The organism is Spirochaeta thermophila DSM 6578, assembly GCF_000184345.1.
Taxonomy (GTDB): domain Bacteria; phylum Spirochaetota; class Spirochaetia; order Winmispirales; family Winmispiraceae; genus Winmispira; species Winmispira thermophila.
Window position 1 is genome coordinate 1394422 of sequence record NC_017583.1, and the last position, 14244, is coordinate 1408665.

The 14244-nt window shown below is 62.4% G+C and carries 15 protein-coding genes; 3 read left to right on the forward strand and 12 right to left on the reverse strand.

Annotation, left to right across the window (positions count from 1 at the left end; translation table 11 throughout):
* Positions 1-12 precede the first annotated feature (12 nt).
* Genes SPITH_RS06335 through SPITH_RS06365 form a run of 7 tightly spaced genes read right to left on the reverse strand, consistent with a single transcriptional unit; the run spans position 13 to position 7186 of the window.
* Entirely contained in the window at positions 13-444 is a 432-nt protein-coding gene (locus tag SPITH_RS06335; RefSeq protein WP_014624853.1) for an ATP synthase subunit K, read from the reverse strand.
* Positions 441-2345: a V-type ATP synthase subunit I gene (locus tag SPITH_RS06340; protein WP_014624854.1), complete on the reverse strand. Its 1905-nt coding sequence runs from the start codon at positions 2343-2345 to the stop codon at positions 441-443. The genes SPITH_RS06335 and SPITH_RS06340 overlap by 4 nt, the downstream gene beginning before the upstream one ends.
* Positions 2342-2938, reverse strand: a complete 597-nt coding sequence (locus SPITH_RS06345) for a V-type ATP synthase subunit D (protein WP_014624855.1) — start codon at positions 2936-2938, stop codon at positions 2342-2344. The genes SPITH_RS06340 and SPITH_RS06345 overlap by 4 nt, the downstream gene beginning before the upstream one ends.
* Entirely contained in the window at positions 2910-4244 is a 1335-nt protein-coding gene (locus SPITH_RS06350; protein WP_014624856.1) for a V-type ATP synthase subunit B, read from the reverse strand. The genes SPITH_RS06345 and SPITH_RS06350 overlap by 29 nt, the downstream gene beginning before the upstream one ends.
* The gene (locus tag SPITH_RS06355) at positions 4237-6012 is read right to left on the reverse strand and encodes a V-type ATP synthase subunit A (protein ID WP_014624857.1); all 1776 of its coding nucleotides are present in this window, start codon (positions 6010-6012) and stop codon (positions 4237-4239) included. The genes SPITH_RS06350 and SPITH_RS06355 overlap by 8 nt, the downstream gene beginning before the upstream one ends.
* Positions 6009-6581 carry a DUF2764 family protein gene (locus SPITH_RS06360; protein WP_014624858.1) on the reverse strand — a complete coding sequence of 191 codons (573 nt, stop codon included), beginning with the start codon at positions 6579-6581 and terminating at the stop codon, positions 6009-6011. Before SPITH_RS06360 ends, SPITH_RS06355 begins: the two co-directional genes overlap by 4 nt.
* Positions 6578-7186: an ATP synthase subunit E gene (locus SPITH_RS06365; RefSeq protein ID WP_014624859.1), complete on the reverse strand. Its 609-nt coding sequence runs from the start codon at positions 7184-7186 to the stop codon at positions 6578-6580. The genes SPITH_RS06360 and SPITH_RS06365 overlap by 4 nt, the downstream gene beginning before the upstream one ends.
* A 291-nt stretch (positions 7187-7477) precedes the next feature.
* Between SPITH_RS06365 and SPITH_RS06375 the strand changes: the two genes are divergently transcribed.
* Both SPITH_RS06375 and SPITH_RS06380 read left to right on the forward strand, forming a co-directional pair.
* Positions 7478-8917: an adenylate/guanylate cyclase domain-containing protein gene (locus SPITH_RS06375; RefSeq protein WP_014624860.1), complete on the forward strand. Its 1440-nt coding sequence runs from the start codon at positions 7478-7480 to the stop codon at positions 8915-8917.
* The gene (locus SPITH_RS06380) at positions 8904-9452 is read left to right on the forward strand and encodes a cytochrome P460 family protein (protein ID WP_014624861.1); all 549 of its coding nucleotides are present in this window, start codon (positions 8904-8906) and stop codon (positions 9450-9452) included. Before SPITH_RS06375 ends, SPITH_RS06380 begins: the two co-directional genes overlap by 14 nt.
* On the opposite strand, the gene SPITH_RS06385 is transcribed toward SPITH_RS06380, so the two are convergent.
* Genes SPITH_RS06385 through bioB form a run of 3 tightly spaced genes read right to left on the reverse strand, consistent with a single transcriptional unit; the run spans position 9446 to position 11927 of the window.
* Positions 9446-10180 (reverse strand): cytochrome c biogenesis protein, encoded by a 735-nt coding sequence (locus tag SPITH_RS06385; protein WP_014624862.1) that lies wholly within the window; start codon positions 10178-10180, stop codon positions 9446-9448. The genes SPITH_RS06380 and SPITH_RS06385 overlap by 7 nt on opposite strands.
* Positions 10177-10929: a hypothetical protein gene (locus SPITH_RS06390; protein ID WP_014624863.1), complete on the reverse strand. Its 753-nt coding sequence runs from the start codon at positions 10927-10929 to the stop codon at positions 10177-10179. The genes SPITH_RS06385 and SPITH_RS06390 overlap by 4 nt, the downstream gene beginning before the upstream one ends.
* Positions 10926-11927, reverse strand: a complete 1002-nt coding sequence (gene bioB, locus SPITH_RS06395) for a biotin synthase BioB (RefSeq protein ID WP_014624864.1) — start codon at positions 11925-11927, stop codon at positions 10926-10928. Before bioB ends, SPITH_RS06390 begins: the two co-directional genes overlap by 4 nt.
* Before the next feature lie 401 nt (positions 11928-12328).
* Between bioB and SPITH_RS06400 the strand changes: the two genes are divergently transcribed.
* Positions 12329-12820 (forward strand): hypothetical protein, encoded by a 492-nt coding sequence (locus tag SPITH_RS06400; protein WP_014624865.1) that lies wholly within the window; start codon positions 12329-12331, stop codon positions 12818-12820.
* 275 nt (positions 12821-13095) lie between these two features.
* Here SPITH_RS06400 and miaA read toward each other — a convergent pair whose 3' ends face one another.
* Both miaA and SPITH_RS06410 read right to left on the reverse strand, forming a co-directional pair.
* A complete protein-coding gene (gene miaA, locus SPITH_RS06405) occupies positions 13096-14028 on the reverse strand; it encodes a tRNA (adenosine(37)-N6)-dimethylallyltransferase MiaA (RefSeq protein ID WP_014624866.1) in 933 nt (310 codons plus the stop codon).
* Positions 14025-14225: a DNA-directed RNA polymerase subunit omega gene (locus SPITH_RS06410; protein ID WP_014624867.1), complete on the reverse strand. Its 201-nt coding sequence runs from the start codon at positions 14223-14225 to the stop codon at positions 14025-14027. Before SPITH_RS06410 ends, miaA begins: the two co-directional genes overlap by 4 nt.
* Positions 14226-14244: the final 19 nt, after the last annotated feature.

Genomic DNA, 14244 nt, shown 5'->3' on the forward strand with positions numbered 1-14244 from the left:
GATCGACTCTCCTCAACCGGTCACACCCATCATGAAAACCAGCACGAACACCGCCACGGTTTCCACGATTCCCAGGACGATGAGGTACTGGGCGGTTCCCTTACCTGTCTCGGCCAGTGCATCCGCGGCGGCAGCACCGGCCTTTCCCTGGAAGGCCGCCGAGTAGCCCATGGCGAGACCTCCAAGCACACCGAGACCGAGAAGCAGCCCCGGATCCATGGTCCCGAGCTTGTCTCGGAGGCTGTTCATGAGGATGAACCCGTAGAGGGTCTGGGTGAGAGGCGCGCCCGTGAAGGCGATGAGCATGAAGGGCGCCGGCTTGTTCTGGGCATAGCACTTTTTCCACGCGCCTATGGCGGCCATACCCGCCGTTCCGATACCGATCGCAGAACCTGCCGCAGCGAGTGCGAGCGCCCCGCCGATTCCTATGAGTCCCCAGTTCATACTGCACTCCTTTCTCGGATTGTTGTGTCCTTATATGTTCCCTCATCCCCCGCATCGTCTGCAGGAGTGGTGGGCTCCTTAAACGGGGTATAGTGAATCCCCGTCCATTCCATGCCGAGATGACCCGCGAACTCCAGGAGGTTGAGCCTCACGCCGTGTACCACCACGGAGAGGGCGGACATCACCAGATTGAGACCGTGTCCTATGAGAAGGATGATCCCTGCGATCAGGATTCCCACCACGCTCCCTCCTGCGCCGAGTGCCATGGTGTTGAAGGCCTCGGCGAGGGCGACCGTGGCGAGTCCCACGGCGAAGAGCCTGATATAGGAGATGAGATCCCCGAACGACCCGATCACATCCAGAACGGTGGTGAAGAGTCCGGCGAATCCTCGTCCGAGACCCTTGAAGAAGCCGTCCCCTTCCTGGCTGCCGAAGAGCACCACCAGGAGGAGCCCGGTCGCTATCCCGTACACCGAGACCGGGAGTATGGGATACCGTGCGGCATCCACTACAAGGTTGAGAACCACGTTGAAGAGCCCCCAGATGATGGAGAGCCATCCCAGCTGCGAGAAGGAACGGAGCACCATTCCCTCGCGGATCTCCCTCACGAACCGCCACAGATGGGCGATCGAGAGGTGCACCAACCCCAGTCCGAAGCTCAGAAGCTGTACGGTCTGGGTGGCCTCGGGCTCCCATGAGGAGATCCCCTCCACCACGAACCACGAGAAGGGCGCCGTGCGGGCGAACCCTTCGTAGCCGAACCACGTCCCGGTGAGCGCCCCCCACACCACGGTACAGAGACTCATCCAGGCGATGAGCACTCCCGCATCGGTCACCTTTCCGGTGAGGCGGTACTCGCGCCGGAGAATGTAGAGGGAACTGGCGAGGAAGATGAGCCCGTATCCGGCGTCCCCCACGATCATGGCGAAGAAGACCGAGAGAAAGGCGAGGAAAACGAAGCTGATGTCGAACTCCCGGTAGCCGGGTACGATGTCGAGGAAGTCGAAGAGCGGTCTGATGATCCGTATCGCCCTGGGGTTCTCCACCAAGGTGGGGACGGGATCGTCCTCATCCGGGTCGAGGAAGAGCGCACCCCAGGCCTGTTTCCTCGCATAGTCGGCGAGTCGGGCCTTCTCCCGTTCGGGCAAGAAACCCGTGAGCCACACGAGCGGTCCCTCTCCCTCGAGCGACGCAGCCACCCGCTCGAATTCCCACGCAGGCCGCACCACCTCGTCTCTCATCCGGACGAGCTCCTCGTACGATCCTGCAGCGTCGAGGAGCGCCTCCTCCACCTCTCTCACACGCTCCCTCACCCTCATGAGGGCCCGTCGCACGCCGGCAAGCCCTCCCTTCGGGATCCTCACCACCTCCACTCCCTCGGGCAGCGCCGGCTCCTCCCCTCTCCCCACCACTACGCACATCCGTCTCCCCCCCCGCATCCCCACCTCCACGCACACCGGATCCTTCCCGAGGCGCGCACGCTGTTCCCCTGTCATGAAACAGAGCTCCACATAGACGCCGTGTTCACGGAGGAAGGCGATGTCCTCGTCCGAGACATCGCCCCACGGCCCGAGCTCCTCGAGACGGGAAGAGAGCCCCGCCGCTTCCTCCTCGAGCCTCCGTCGCTCCTCGGCGAGGGAGAGGACGCGATCCACCAGGCTGCAGGCTTCCTCCTTGCCGAGCCGGCTCCCGCTCCGCCCCTTCCTCTGCGTGCGATACTCGGCCAGCACACCCAACGCCCGTTCGCACCGCTCCAGCTCCCTGCGCCGCGCCTCCACCTCGTCCGTCTCGCGGTCCTGTACGTGGACGTGGACCGCGCCGAAACGACGGAGCGCCGCGAGGGCTTCCCGCGCCTCGGAGGCCTTCATCACCAGGAACACCTTCGTCATCGGTACGATCATGCTCTGGCCTCCAGCTTCTTCTTCGCGATCTTGCCGCGCACCACCGCCGCGGTCTGCTGATCCCCCAGATAGATGGTGATCCTGCGGATGTGATCCCGGGTCTCGGGGATCTTCACCTTCTCGAAGAGGTTCACCCTCTGACTGGTGATCCGCAGTTCCTCCGAGAGCCTGCGCTTTTGCTCCTCCAGCACCATGATCTCCGCCTCCACCGCGAGGAGCTCCCTGAGGAAGAGCACCGCATCGTCCACCCACACGGGGAGGGCGTACAGGTCGTAGGCGGGGGGCTCCCAGTCGACCCCCTCGAAGGTGGGTATATCCACCCCCGCGATGTTCGTCTCTCCGGTACGAACCTCCCTCACCTTCACCAGGTTCTCGAGACGCACGTCCTCTCCGAAGAGACGACGCCAGGCTCTCACCCCTTCCAGAAGTGACTGTTTCCTGTCCCAGGCCTCCGCAACCCGCGCCTCCACCTGGGTGATCACCAGTTGCAGCTGTTGCTTCTTGAGCTGAAGCGTCGGCAGGTAGCGTTCGTAGCGCTTGAGGGCGTCCTTCTGACGCTTGAGCTCATTCTTGGTGAGCTTGATCTTGGCCATGCGCCACCTCTTGTTTCTTCGGCCAGAACGTACGGACGAGATCGGACCGGAGTCCCGTCTCCTCGGGAGTGAAACACTCCGCCAGGATCTGCCACCCCTTGTCGAGGGCCTTCTCGAGCGGAATATTCACCGAGAGGTCCATGAGTTCCCTCTCGAACAACTGGCCGTAGGTGAGGAGCTTGTTGTCCCACTCCGACATCCTGAAGCCCATGGCCTTCTTCTCGAGGGTCTCCTTGTAGGCCGCGTAGAGTTTGATCATGCCGTCCATGATGGCCCTGTGGTCCTCCCGTGTGTTCTTGTTCACGAGCTGCTTGAGCCTCGAGAGCGAACCGAAGGGCTCGATACGCCCGTTCCTCAGGTAGAACTGACCCTCGGTGATGTAACCTGTGTTGTCGGGAATCGGGTGGGTCACGTCGTCGCCCGGCATGGTGGTGACCGCGAGGATGGTGATCGAACCAGCCCCCTCGAAGTCGACCGCCTTCTCGTAGCGGGCCGCGAGCTGACTGTAGAGGTCACCCGGGTATCCACGGTTGGACGGCACCTGCTCCATGGTGATGGCGATCTCCTTGAGGGCGTCCGCGAAGTTGGTCATGTCGGTGAGGAGCACGAGCACCCGTCTTCCCTTCAGGGCGAACCGCTCCGCCACTGCGAGCGAGATATCCGGCACCAACAGGGCCTCCACCACGGGGTCCGAGGCGGTGTGCACGAAGAAGATCGTCCGGGAGAGGGCTCCGCCCTCTTCGAGCGTGTTCCTGAAGAAGAGGTAGTCGTCGTACTTGAGGCCGATACCCCCCAGTATGATCACGTCCGCCTCGGCCTGAAGCGCGATACGGGCGAGGAGCTGGTTGTACGGTTCCCCGGAGACCGAGAAGATGGGAAGCTTCTGGGACTCCACCAGTGTGTTGAAGACGTCGATCATGGGGATACCCGTGCGGATCATGTTACGGGGAATGATACGCTTGGCCGGGTTGACCGAAGGCCCGCCGATCTCGATGAGCTCGTCCACGAGGTCGGGGCCGTTGTCCCGAGGCCTCCCGCTCCCGTCGAAGATCCGCCCCAACAGGTTGTCGGAGAAGGAGACCTGCATGGGGTGCCCCAGGAACCGCACCTCGTCGCCGGTCGATATCCCCCGCGTCCCTCCGTACACCTGGAGGGCCACGAGATCCCCATCGAGGCGGATCACCTCGGCCAGGGTCTTTCCTTGCCGTGAGACCACCTCGGCGAGATGCCCGTACCGCACGCCCTGCGCCCGCACCGTGATCACGTTCCCGGCTATGGACTCTATCCTGCTGTATATCTTACGCATGGCTCTCCACCTTTCTGGAAAGGATGTATTCCGCCTCCTCGTCCCTGCCCGTCGTCTTCTCTTCCACCATGGCCCGTATCTCGCTCTCGAGCCTCCTGAAATCGGCCGAATCCCACTCGGAGGTGTTGTAGTCCTTGAACTTCTGCGTGAGCAACGCGAAGAACCTGCGCGCCTCCTCCTTGGAAGTGAAGGAATAGAGGGCGCTCAGGATGTCGAAGACGATGTCGAAGGTGTGGCGTTGCCGTTCCACGCCCACCGCCGCGTCCACAGGATCGAAGGCGTCCTGCTGGAGGTAGACGTTGTCCAGGAACTCCGCCTTGAGATAGGTGACGAAGTCTTCGAGCGTGGTTCCCTCCTCACCCACCACCTTCATCATCTGGGCCACCTCGTTCCCGTCGAAGAGGACCTTGCGCGCATACTCGGTCTTCGCCGGATCGGTCACCCCCCGGTACTTGCTCCAGCTCTCGAGGGGATGAATCGCAGGATACTTACGGGCATCGGAGCGCTCCCGCGAGAGACCGTGGAAGGCCCCCACGACCTTGAGGGTGGCCTGTGTCACCGGCTCTTCGAAGTTCCCTCCCGCCGGGCTCACCGTGCCCCCGATGGTCACCGAACCGAGGGAACCGTCCTTGAGCCGGACGACCCCCGCCCGCTCGTAGAAGCTCGCGATCACCGACTCGAGATAGGCGGGGAAGGCCTCCTCTCCCGGGATCTCCTCGAGCCTGCCCGACATCTCGCGCATGGCCTGCGCCCAGCGCGAGGTGGAGTCCGCGAGGAGCAGACAGTTGAGCCCCATCTGCCGGTAGTACTCGGCGAGCGTGACCGCGGTGTACACCGAGGCCTCCCTGGCCGCCACCGGCATGGAGCTGGTGTTGCACACGATCACGGTGCGCTCCATGAGGGTTCGTCCGGTACGCGGATCGATGAGTTCTGGAAACTCCCGCAGGGTCTCCACGACCTCGCCCGCCCGCTCGCCGCAGGCCGCGATGATCACGATATCGACCTCGGCGTTCCGGCTGGTGATCTGCTGGAGGACCGTCTTCCCTGCTCCGAACGGCCCGGGAATACAGTAGGTACCACCGCGCGCCACGGGGAAGAAGGTGTCGATGATGCGGATCTTGGTCACCATGGGTTCAGTGGGCTGGAGACGTTCCACATAGGCAGTGATGGGTACCTTCACCGGCCAGTAGAACGACATCGTGAGGGGGTACACCTCGCCCTGCGGGTCTTCCACCTCGGCCACCACGTCGTTCACCGTGTAGTCGCCGGCAGGCACCACCCGTCTGACGGTGTACTGCTCCCTCATATTGAAGGGGACCATGATCCGATGCTGGAAGATGCCCTCGGGCACCGTACCGAGGGTATCCCCCCCGGTCACCACATCTCCCGGCTTCGCCACAGGGGTGAATGCCCACCGCTTCTCGGGATCGAGGGGATCCACATACACCCCCCGCTCGAGGAAGAACCCGCACTTCTGGGCGAGTTCGGGAAGGGGGTTCTGGAGCCCGTCGTAGATCTGGGCGAGGAGGCCGGGTCCGAGCTTTACGGAGAGGAGTTCCCCCGTGAACTCCACCAGGTCTCCCACGCCGATCCCCCTGGTGATCTCGAAGACCTGGAGCTCGGCGTGCTTCCCCCTGATCCGGATGACCTCGGACTTGAGTTTCTTGTCCTCCACACACACGTACGCCACCTCGTTCATGCGGACGTTGCCGTCCACCTCCACGCGCACCATGTTTCCGTTGACGCCCACGACTCTTCCTGTAATCATTGTCTCTCTCCAAAGGGTAGTTTTTCCACTATGTCCTGGGTCCTCAGGTGCTGGAAGACCCTGTCGAAGATGTCGCTCCCCCGCTCCTCGGTCCTCTCTGCTCGAGCCGCAAGAAGCCGGAGTTTGAGAGCGTATACAATGAGACTCTCGAGATCGAAGGCATGCCCTGTCCCGCACTCCTCGAGGAACTCCCAGACCATCCTGTCGTACGCGTCCTGCTTACCCGTGGGACTTTCGTGCTGGAAGACGGATTTCACCCGTTCGGCGTAGTACCCGTCGACCATGCCTCGTGTCCAGGAAAGGCCGTTCACCCCGAGCCTCTGCCCACGAAGGAGGGCGAGGTTGTTGTGCACCCCCTTCATCCATTCCCTGATCCTGAGGACGAGAGGGTGGTCCGTCTCCTCCCTTTCGTCGAGAGCGGCGAGCAGGACCGCACGGTCCTCGGGTGTGAGGTGCTGAGCGGCGAGGACGAGGAACTGGGTCTCCGAAAAAGGGGGCTCACCTTCGAACTGGAGGAGGGGGAGGGAGGCGCAGAAATAGTAGTATCGTGCCACGTCTCGCCCCTTCATTTCACCGCTTCTTTGAGGAGGGAAGCCACCTTGGGATTGAGATACGCGGCAAGGACCTCGGCGATCCCCTCTGCGGTGAAGTCATAGTAGGCCGACCCGTCCTTGAGCTGGATGCGGAACCCCCTGTCGAGACCTTTCACCGGCCGTATCTCGAGACCGGCGGCCACCTTCTCGGCGACACGACGCTTGAGCGAGGAGAGGACCTGCTCCTCCACGTCCTCGGGGAGCTGAAGGACCACATCGCCCACCGTATCCTTGTCCCAACTGTTCACCACGGCCACGACGGCCTCTTCGAGGGCCTTACCGGAATAGGACTCCTTCGCCATCTCTTCCAGTACATGAGAGAAGAGGCGTTCGAGTTCGCGCTGCACGGAGAGGATGACGTCCCTTCCCGCCTGGCGGATGGCCTCCTCCGCGCTCTGTCGGAACTGAGCCGCGGCCCGCTCCGCCTCTTCCCTCATGGACCTCGCCTGTTCTTTCGCCTTCTCTATGATCTGCTCGGCCTTTATCTCGGCGCTCCGGACGATCTCCTGGGCCCTCTTCTCTCCGGCCTCCACACCGTCCCTTTTGAGCGATTCGATGAGCTCCTGAATCACTGATTCCATGGGTCGCTCCTGTTGTGATGAGGTGATACTATCATATTTAGAGGTGAGGAGAAAAAAGTCAAGAGGTTATATGGATAAAAAACTATTTATTATCGACGAGGAGACTCCTGGCGATCGGATCGCGTACACCCCATCGCGTCGACACACGACCAGATTTTTCCCAGGCGTGAACCATACGAGGCATTCCGCTCTCGAATGTGAGCACCCCCCATTCCAATCGGTCATATCTGATATTTATTTATATTATAAAATTTTCTTGACATACGATCAGGGCGGGGGTATGCTTCGAATATGAAAGGCATCGTTCCCATCACCAGGAAGGTGACCCTCCTCATATCGGGATCGCTCATCGTGGGAATCGGGCTCATCGTAGGGATCTTCACCACCAACATCGTGAACCTCATACGCGAGACCACGGCCGAGAGCCTTGTGACACAGAGCGAACTCCTCTACAACGCCATAGAGAACTTCATGATGCCGGGGGAGGCGCCCCTCGCGGTGAACTACTTCATGGACATTTCGGAGGACCAGCCGGGCACGAGAATCCGCCTCTTCCGGTCCGACGGCACCCCGGCCTTCAGTGACACCACCACCCTTCTTCAGGTGAACACGCGTCTGGGCGGCCAGCGGTTCTCACCTTCGAGCCCACGGGCGTTCGTGGGAGTGCCCCCTCTCTCCGGCGATCTCCTCGCCCGCATCGGTTCGCCCTACCCCCATCCCGTTCAGGTGCAGGACGAGGAGGGGGGCCGGGCATACCTCACGGTCTACTCCCCTCTCATCAACCTCCCCAAGTGTACGGTCTGCCACGGAGAAGACCACACCGTCCGTGGGATCGTCGAGATACAGGACGACATCACTTCCTCGGTGCAGACGCAGCGGGCGAACGTGATCTTCGCAGGGAGCGCCTTCCTCACCATCGTGATCATCCTGGGGTGGGCCCTTACCTTCTTCCTCAGGCGATCGGTCCTCGAGCCGGTGAAGAAGATCGGCGAGGTGTGCGCCGCCGTCACCAACGGGAACTTCCACGTTCGGGTGGATCTTCGCCCACGGGACGAGATCGGGCTCCTCGGGGAGACGGTGAACACCATGGTAAAGGGCCTCTACGAACGCTTCGAGCTCTCGAAGTTCGTCTCCAGGAGTACCATACGGGCGGTACAGGACGCGAGCGAGGAAGGGATCCGCACCACGATGGTGCTCCTCTTCTCCGACGTGCGGGGATTCACCTCGTTCGCCGACAGGGAGGATCCCGCCCGGGTGGTGCATGCGCTCAACGAACTCCTGTCCCTCCAGACATCGATCATCCATGCCCACGAGGGCGACATCGACAAGTACGTGGGCGACGAGGTCTTCGCCTTCTTCCAGGGATCCGATGCCCCGGTGCGGGCGGCCCGCGCCGCCCTCGACATCCAGCGCGTGATCGAGGAGAGGAAGGATCAGGTGGCGGGCCTTTCGGTGGGGATAGGGATCCACTCCGGGGAGGTGATACTGGGGAAGATAGGGAGCGCCGACAGGGCCGATTTCACGGTGATAGGCGACAGCGTGAACCTGGCATCGAGGCTCTGCGATGTGGCGCCTCCGGGCAAGGTGGTGATCTCCGATGCCTTCCACCAACTCCTTGTCGAGGAAGCCGTAGTGGAAGGCCCCTACCGTCTCTCGGTGAAGGGCAAGGAGGAAGATCAGAAGGTGTACATGCTCGTAGGCCTGAGAGGAGGAGACGATGCAGAGACGTGAGATGTCCCTCACGGGCGTGTTCGCAGCCGTACTTCTCGTTCTCTCGGTGATCACGGGATGCGGAAAGGGTGCGCCCGCCTATCGGGTAACGGAGGGGTATCGCTCGTGGAAACGAACCACCACGGTGGAACTCGACTACCCCATTCCCGGACACGGGACCGCCTATCGGAGGATCTACATAAGTCCGGAGGGGGAGAACCCTCAACGGGGGATCGACGGTTCGTACGTGTACCCTGAGGGGACCATGGTGGTGAAGGAGGTCTACCGGCAGCGGCCCACCAGTCCGGAGCAGGAGCCGGACATGTTCACCGTGATGATAAAGGTTCCCCACGATCCGAGGAGCCGCGGAGGATGGGTATGGCTCGTGCAATCGGGCGAAGAGGTGATGGTGATACCCGATGCCTTTTGCGAGAGCTGCCACGAGAATGCAAACGAACCGCATCCCTACGGGGACGGTAATCCCAGAGGAGTCTTCCGTGACTACCTGTTTTTCCCCTACCCACCACCTCAAGGGAATGGGGGGCCAGATCAGTAGGAGTGCAGACCTCTGAAGAGGAAAGGCACGCCCACGAGGGTGAAGAGGAGCAGGAGGGCACCCACCAGGGGCATGAGGCGAAAGGGGGTGCGTCGGCGGAGCGAGGCCGGGAGGTGGAGGTAGGCGGTGTACCAGAGCCAGACGATGAGCGACCAGGTCTCCTTTGGATCCCACCCCCAGAAGCGTCCCCAGGCGAAGAAAGCCCATACCGCGCCGAAGACGAGCGCCCCGAGAGTGAAGAGGCCATAGCCCGCTCGGAGAAGTCCCTCCATAGTCGATGCCGTGGTGTCTGAGGAGGAGCGCCGGAGCGAGAGGACTGCGCCCACAAAAAGGAGTACCTCGCCCACCGCAGTGGTGACTACATGGAGGACCAACCACGCGGAGAGGAGGATGGGCCGAGCGGAAGAAGGAGGAGGGGCCATGGGGGAGAGGGCGAGGGAGGCGAGGGCCCACCCGAGGAAGAGGAGAAGTGGTTCAGAACTACGGAGGAGGAGCCAGGCGGCAATGAGCCCCATAGAGAGGAAGAGGAGGAGGTGGAAGAGGGAGAGGAAGGCGGGTAGGCCCGTACGCACGGATTCATAGCCCCAGGCGAGGAGGAGGAGGGAGAGGGAGAAGCCCGCGCCCCAGCGCCCCACCCTCCCCGCCTTCCCCCGAAGGCGGCCGAGGCCCACGGCCACCATCGAGGCGAGGAGCACCCCCCACCCCGCGATCATCAGTATACGTGTCATGTGCGCCTCCTTCCGGGAATCCCGAGCACCACCACCCCCGCCCCCACTGCCACCAACCCCCCCATCACCACCCACACCCCCTGCACCCTCCGTACCACCAGCCCCACGAACCGCCCCTTTTGTACCCCCACCACCTCCACATCCCCCAGCCGCTCACCGGCACGCACCACCCTCCACTCCTCTCCAACTCTCAGCCTCCCCGCCCCTTCGAACCACACCTCCAGCCCCCCCACCGGCGCCCCCTGTCCGGGGTACAGCACATGATACCTATCCTGCACCCTGAGGACGAGTCGCTCTTCCTTCAAATCTCCCAGAAAGACCCACCACACCCCCATCCTCAGAGGTCTGTTCAGACTCACCCGGCCTTCCCCTTTGCCCAGACGCATCCGCACGCCCTGCGCCTCACCTCCCACCCCCACCACCTCTTCCACCGTCACCTCCTCACCCTCCACCGCGAACCCTTCCTCCTCACCCACCCACACCACCCCGCCCCTCTCCCCTACCGCCCATACCACTCCACCCACTAAAACCACCACGACCCCCACATGCACCAGATCGGCCCCCATCCCCCGCCATCCCCTGAACGCCCTCCCCTTCCACAGCCGGTACCCCACACACCCGGCCACCATCACCCCCAACCCCATCATCGCACCCGAGAGAAAGGGACTCGGGAGACCCAAGACCACTCCCACGAGCACCATGCCCCCCACCACACCTACCCCGACCGCCCCTAGAAGGAGGGCCTTCACCTCATCCCTCCGACTCTTTCTCCCCCCACCTCTCTCACGACCTCACACCCCAATGCCTCGAGCATCCTCAGGTCCTTCTCCACCTCCCGCCCGGCCACGGTGAGCAGATCACCCACCATCATCCCCGTCGCCCCGGCGTAGAAGATCATGGACTGCAGATCCCCCAGGAGGAGCCGGCCCGCACACACCTTGAGCTCAGCCGCAGGATGGACGAGGCGCACCATCGCGATGCAGCGCAGGATCTCCACCGGCTCCATGGCCTTCATCCCGCCGAGCCTTGTCCCCGGAACGGGGATGAGAAAGTTGAGCGGTACCGAATCGACCCGCTCTTCGTAGAGGATGCGGGCAAAGGCTACCCGCTCCTCGGGCGACTCCCCCATCCCGAAGATCCCCCCACTGCACACCTCCAATCCCACCGCCTTCGCCGCCCGTACCGTGGCAAGACGCTCCTCGAACGAGTGCGTCGAACAGATCCTGGGAAAGAACGAGGGAGCGGTCTCGAGATTGTGGTGGAACCGTGTGAGCCCCGCCTCCTTCAGCCTGAGGAGCGCCGCCTTCGACAGGGCCCCGAGCGAGGCACACCAGCGCACCCCTTCCTTCACCGAGAGGGCCTCTGCCACCTCTTCGAGCTCCTCGTCCGAGAGGCGCTCCCCGCTCGTCACCACCCCGAAGTGCCGTACGGGAAGCCGTCGTGCCGCCTCCCGATACTGTTCCTGAATCACCCCCGCACGCCTGAGGGGATACACCTCCACCTCCGTGCGGTGGTGGGCCGACTGAGCACAGAAGGCACAGTCCTCGGTGCAGGCCCCGCTCCGCGCGTTCATGATGGAACAGAGGTGCACCCTGTGGCCGAAACGTGCGAGCCTCAGTCGATTGGTGTGCACGAAGAGCTCGGGAAGCCGCGAGGCCGGCACCTCCAGCACCCTAAGGGCATACTCGTCGGGCAGGCTCTCACCCGCCTCCACATGGTCACCTATCGCCCTGAAGAGTCGTTCCATGCCCCGATGATGCGATACGTGGAGGGGTTCGTCAACCAGGCTACACAAATGGTTAACACTACCCGCCTGTATGCCCCTGAACCGATGGAAACCATGGACACAGGATACATGTAAAAAAGCCCCCGAGCAGCGACACATCCCCCGCAGCCACCATCGGGAACTGAACACGGGCAGTCCACTCCCCACACCGTAAAGGCATGGAACCCCAATAGCGGAAACGACTTATAGTATAATCCCCATCGGATCGCCCCCCCGCAACTGAACATCCGTTGTTGCACGACACCACTTCTGATATCATGGGTGTACGTGATACACTGAAGAGCCCCGTCATCCCCGGAGATCCACTTCAGTCCCGGGCTCGCCGGAGTGAATACCCGGATCGGAGAGGGGAAGGGGGCATGATGGGACAGAGAGTCTCTCCAGGAGTTGCGATCGTCAATACCGTGCTGGGGTTGTGCGTGCTACTAGGAGGCATCCAGCCCCTCTCAGCCACAGAAACGCCTCCCGTGTATCCTGAAATCGGTCTCGTCCTCTCCGGCTGTCTCGTGAATCTCACGCTGGGCCTCTGGTGGGGCCCGGTAGGGATCCGTGCCTCCGGCATGTACTGGGGGAGTAACTGTCATCAGCTCACCTTGAGCCTGGGATATACCCTTTCCGACACCCCCATGTTCCATCACAGTATCAACCTCACCACAAGCCAGGTGACAGGCGAGGATCCGGGGGCACGGTATCGTTACTGGGCGACCGGCCTCTCGTACAGCCTCGTTTACAGAGGGCTCTTCCTGGAACTGGGCCTCCTCCACCCGTGGAGGGATGAGGTGGGGAACCTCGGACACACGCCCGTAGTGCCACACGGTGCCGTGGGATACCTGTACCGGTTCAGGTCGGAGTGAACCCGGGAAACCGGATCCACTTCCGAGCCCCATCTCGACCACGGGGTCTCCTCACGGAGAACTACGAATGCTCCCACTGCAGGGAAAAAGAGAATATCCGACCTGGAAACGGGTTCGAGGGGAAGAAGTTGTGCTTCCGGGAAACGCCGGTGGACGAGGGGGCGTTCTGAGATGGGGCCCCCACAAGGCGGCCTCGTTGCGGGATACCAGGTGACGATCCGCCTTTCCACGTTGTTCAGGAAGACGATATGGAGGCACACACGGAACAAGGATCTTCACCCCATCCGGATCGAGGAGAATTTTTCCACCAGGTGGACGAGCCGGGAGAGCTCTTCGGGCTCACCTGCAGAGAACCAGTGCACTCCGGGAAAAGACCGGAAGAAGGTGAGCTGTCGTTTGGCGAACTGGCGGGTATGGAGCACGATGGCGGCGGCGATCTCCTCGAGGGGTGCACCTTCATGGTCGAAGAACTCTCGATATCCTATGGCGCGCATGCCAGGAGTCTCTGCGGTGTAGCCTCGGGCACGGAGACGGGCCACCTCGTCGGCAAGGCCCTCTTCGAACATCCGCCACACACGTCGCTCGATCCGCTCCCGGAGCTCTTCGCGCGCACGGGAGAGCCCCACGAGGAGCACGTCGTACTCCTGCCGAGGTCCCTGCATCATCGGAAAGCTGGAGAGAGGACGGCCGGTCTGCTCCCACACCTCAAGAGCGCGGGAGATGCGATACCCATCCTGAGGTGAGATGCGGGAGGCGGAGAGAGGGTCGACCTCTTTGAGGCGTTCGTAGGCGCGCTCGATGCCTGCCTCTTCCATGAACGCAGCGACGCGGCTCCTCGCCTCCTCGTCCACCGGCGGGGTGGCAGGCAGGCCGAAGAGGAAGTGGCGGAGGTAGTAGGCAGTGCCTCCGCTCACCACGGGGAGCTTCCCTCGACGAACGATTTCCGGGATGACCGCATCGGCTTCCTTCACGAAATCGCCCACAGTGTACTGTTCGTGTGGATCACGGATATCGATGAGATGGTGGGATACGCGTTTCCTGAGCTCGGGAGAGGGCTTGGCGGTGCCGATGTCCATGCCCCGATACACCTGAAAGGCATCGGCGCTCACCACCTCTATGGCACCGGGAAGGAGATCTGCCAGAAGGTCGGTCTTTCCCACCCCCGTGGGGCCCAGAAGGACCACCACGGGGATACGGGGCCTCTTCATGCAGAGAGGTCTTCGAGCTGGTATTGCACCTTGTGGGTGAGCACCTGCCTGAGGGCAAGGGACACGATCTTGAACTTTGCTTCCTGTACTTCCTTGTCTTTCAGCTTGGCGAGCTGATCTGCGCGCTTTACCACCGCCACCGTGAGTTCGTACACATTACCATCAAAATTGATGAGTTCTTCGAGAGGGAGTATCATAGCCGGCTCCTTTCGTCAC

What these genes read in the sequence shown, in the direction of transcription:
- SPITH_RS06335 (WP_014624853.1), bottom strand. Translation starts at nt 444, where the DNA reads ATGAACTGGGGACTCATAGGAATCGGCGGGGCGCTCGCACTCGCTGCG.
- SPITH_RS06340 (WP_014624854.1), bottom strand. Translation starts at nt 2,345, where the DNA reads ATGATCGTACCGATGACGAAGGTGTTCCTGGTGATGAAGGCCTCCGAG.
- SPITH_RS06345 (WP_014624855.1), bottom strand. Translation starts at nt 2,938, where the DNA reads ATGGCCAAGATCAAGCTCACCAAGAATGAGCTCAAGCGTCAGAAGGAC.
- SPITH_RS06350 (WP_014624856.1), bottom strand. Translation starts at nt 4,244, where the DNA reads ATGCGTAAGATATACAGCAGGATAGAGTCCATAGCCGGGAACGTGATC.
- SPITH_RS06355 (WP_014624857.1), bottom strand. Translation starts at nt 6,012, where the DNA reads ATGATTACAGGAAGAGTCGTGGGCGTCAACGGAAACATGGTGCGCGTG.
- SPITH_RS06360 (WP_014624858.1), bottom strand. Translation starts at nt 6,581, where the DNA reads ATGAAGGGGCGAGACGTGGCACGATACTACTATTTCTGCGCCTCCCTC.
- SPITH_RS06365 (WP_014624859.1), bottom strand. Translation starts at nt 7,186, where the DNA reads ATGGAATCAGTGATTCAGGAGCTCATCGAATCGCTCAAAAGGGACGGT.
- SPITH_RS06375 (WP_014624860.1), top strand. Translation starts at nt 7,478, where the DNA reads ATGAAAGGCATCGTTCCCATCACCAGGAAGGTGACCCTCCTCATATCG.
- SPITH_RS06380 (WP_014624861.1), top strand. Translation starts at nt 8,904, where the DNA reads ATGCAGAGACGTGAGATGTCCCTCACGGGCGTGTTCGCAGCCGTACTT.
- SPITH_RS06385 (WP_014624862.1), bottom strand. Translation starts at nt 10,180, where the DNA reads ATGACACGTATACTGATGATCGCGGGGTGGGGGGTGCTCCTCGCCTCG.
- bioB (WP_014624864.1), bottom strand. Translation starts at nt 11,927, where the DNA reads ATGGAACGACTCTTCAGGGCGATAGGTGACCATGTGGAGGCGGGTGAG.
- SPITH_RS06400 (WP_014624865.1), top strand. Translation starts at nt 12,329, where the DNA reads ATGGGACAGAGAGTCTCTCCAGGAGTTGCGATCGTCAATACCGTGCTG.
- miaA (WP_014624866.1), bottom strand. Translation starts at nt 14,028, where the DNA reads ATGAAGAGGCCCCGTATCCCCGTGGTGGTCCTTCTGGGCCCCACGGGG.
- SPITH_RS06410 (WP_014624867.1), bottom strand. Translation starts at nt 14,225, where the DNA reads ATGATACTCCCTCTCGAAGAACTCATCAATTTTGATGGTAATGTGTAC.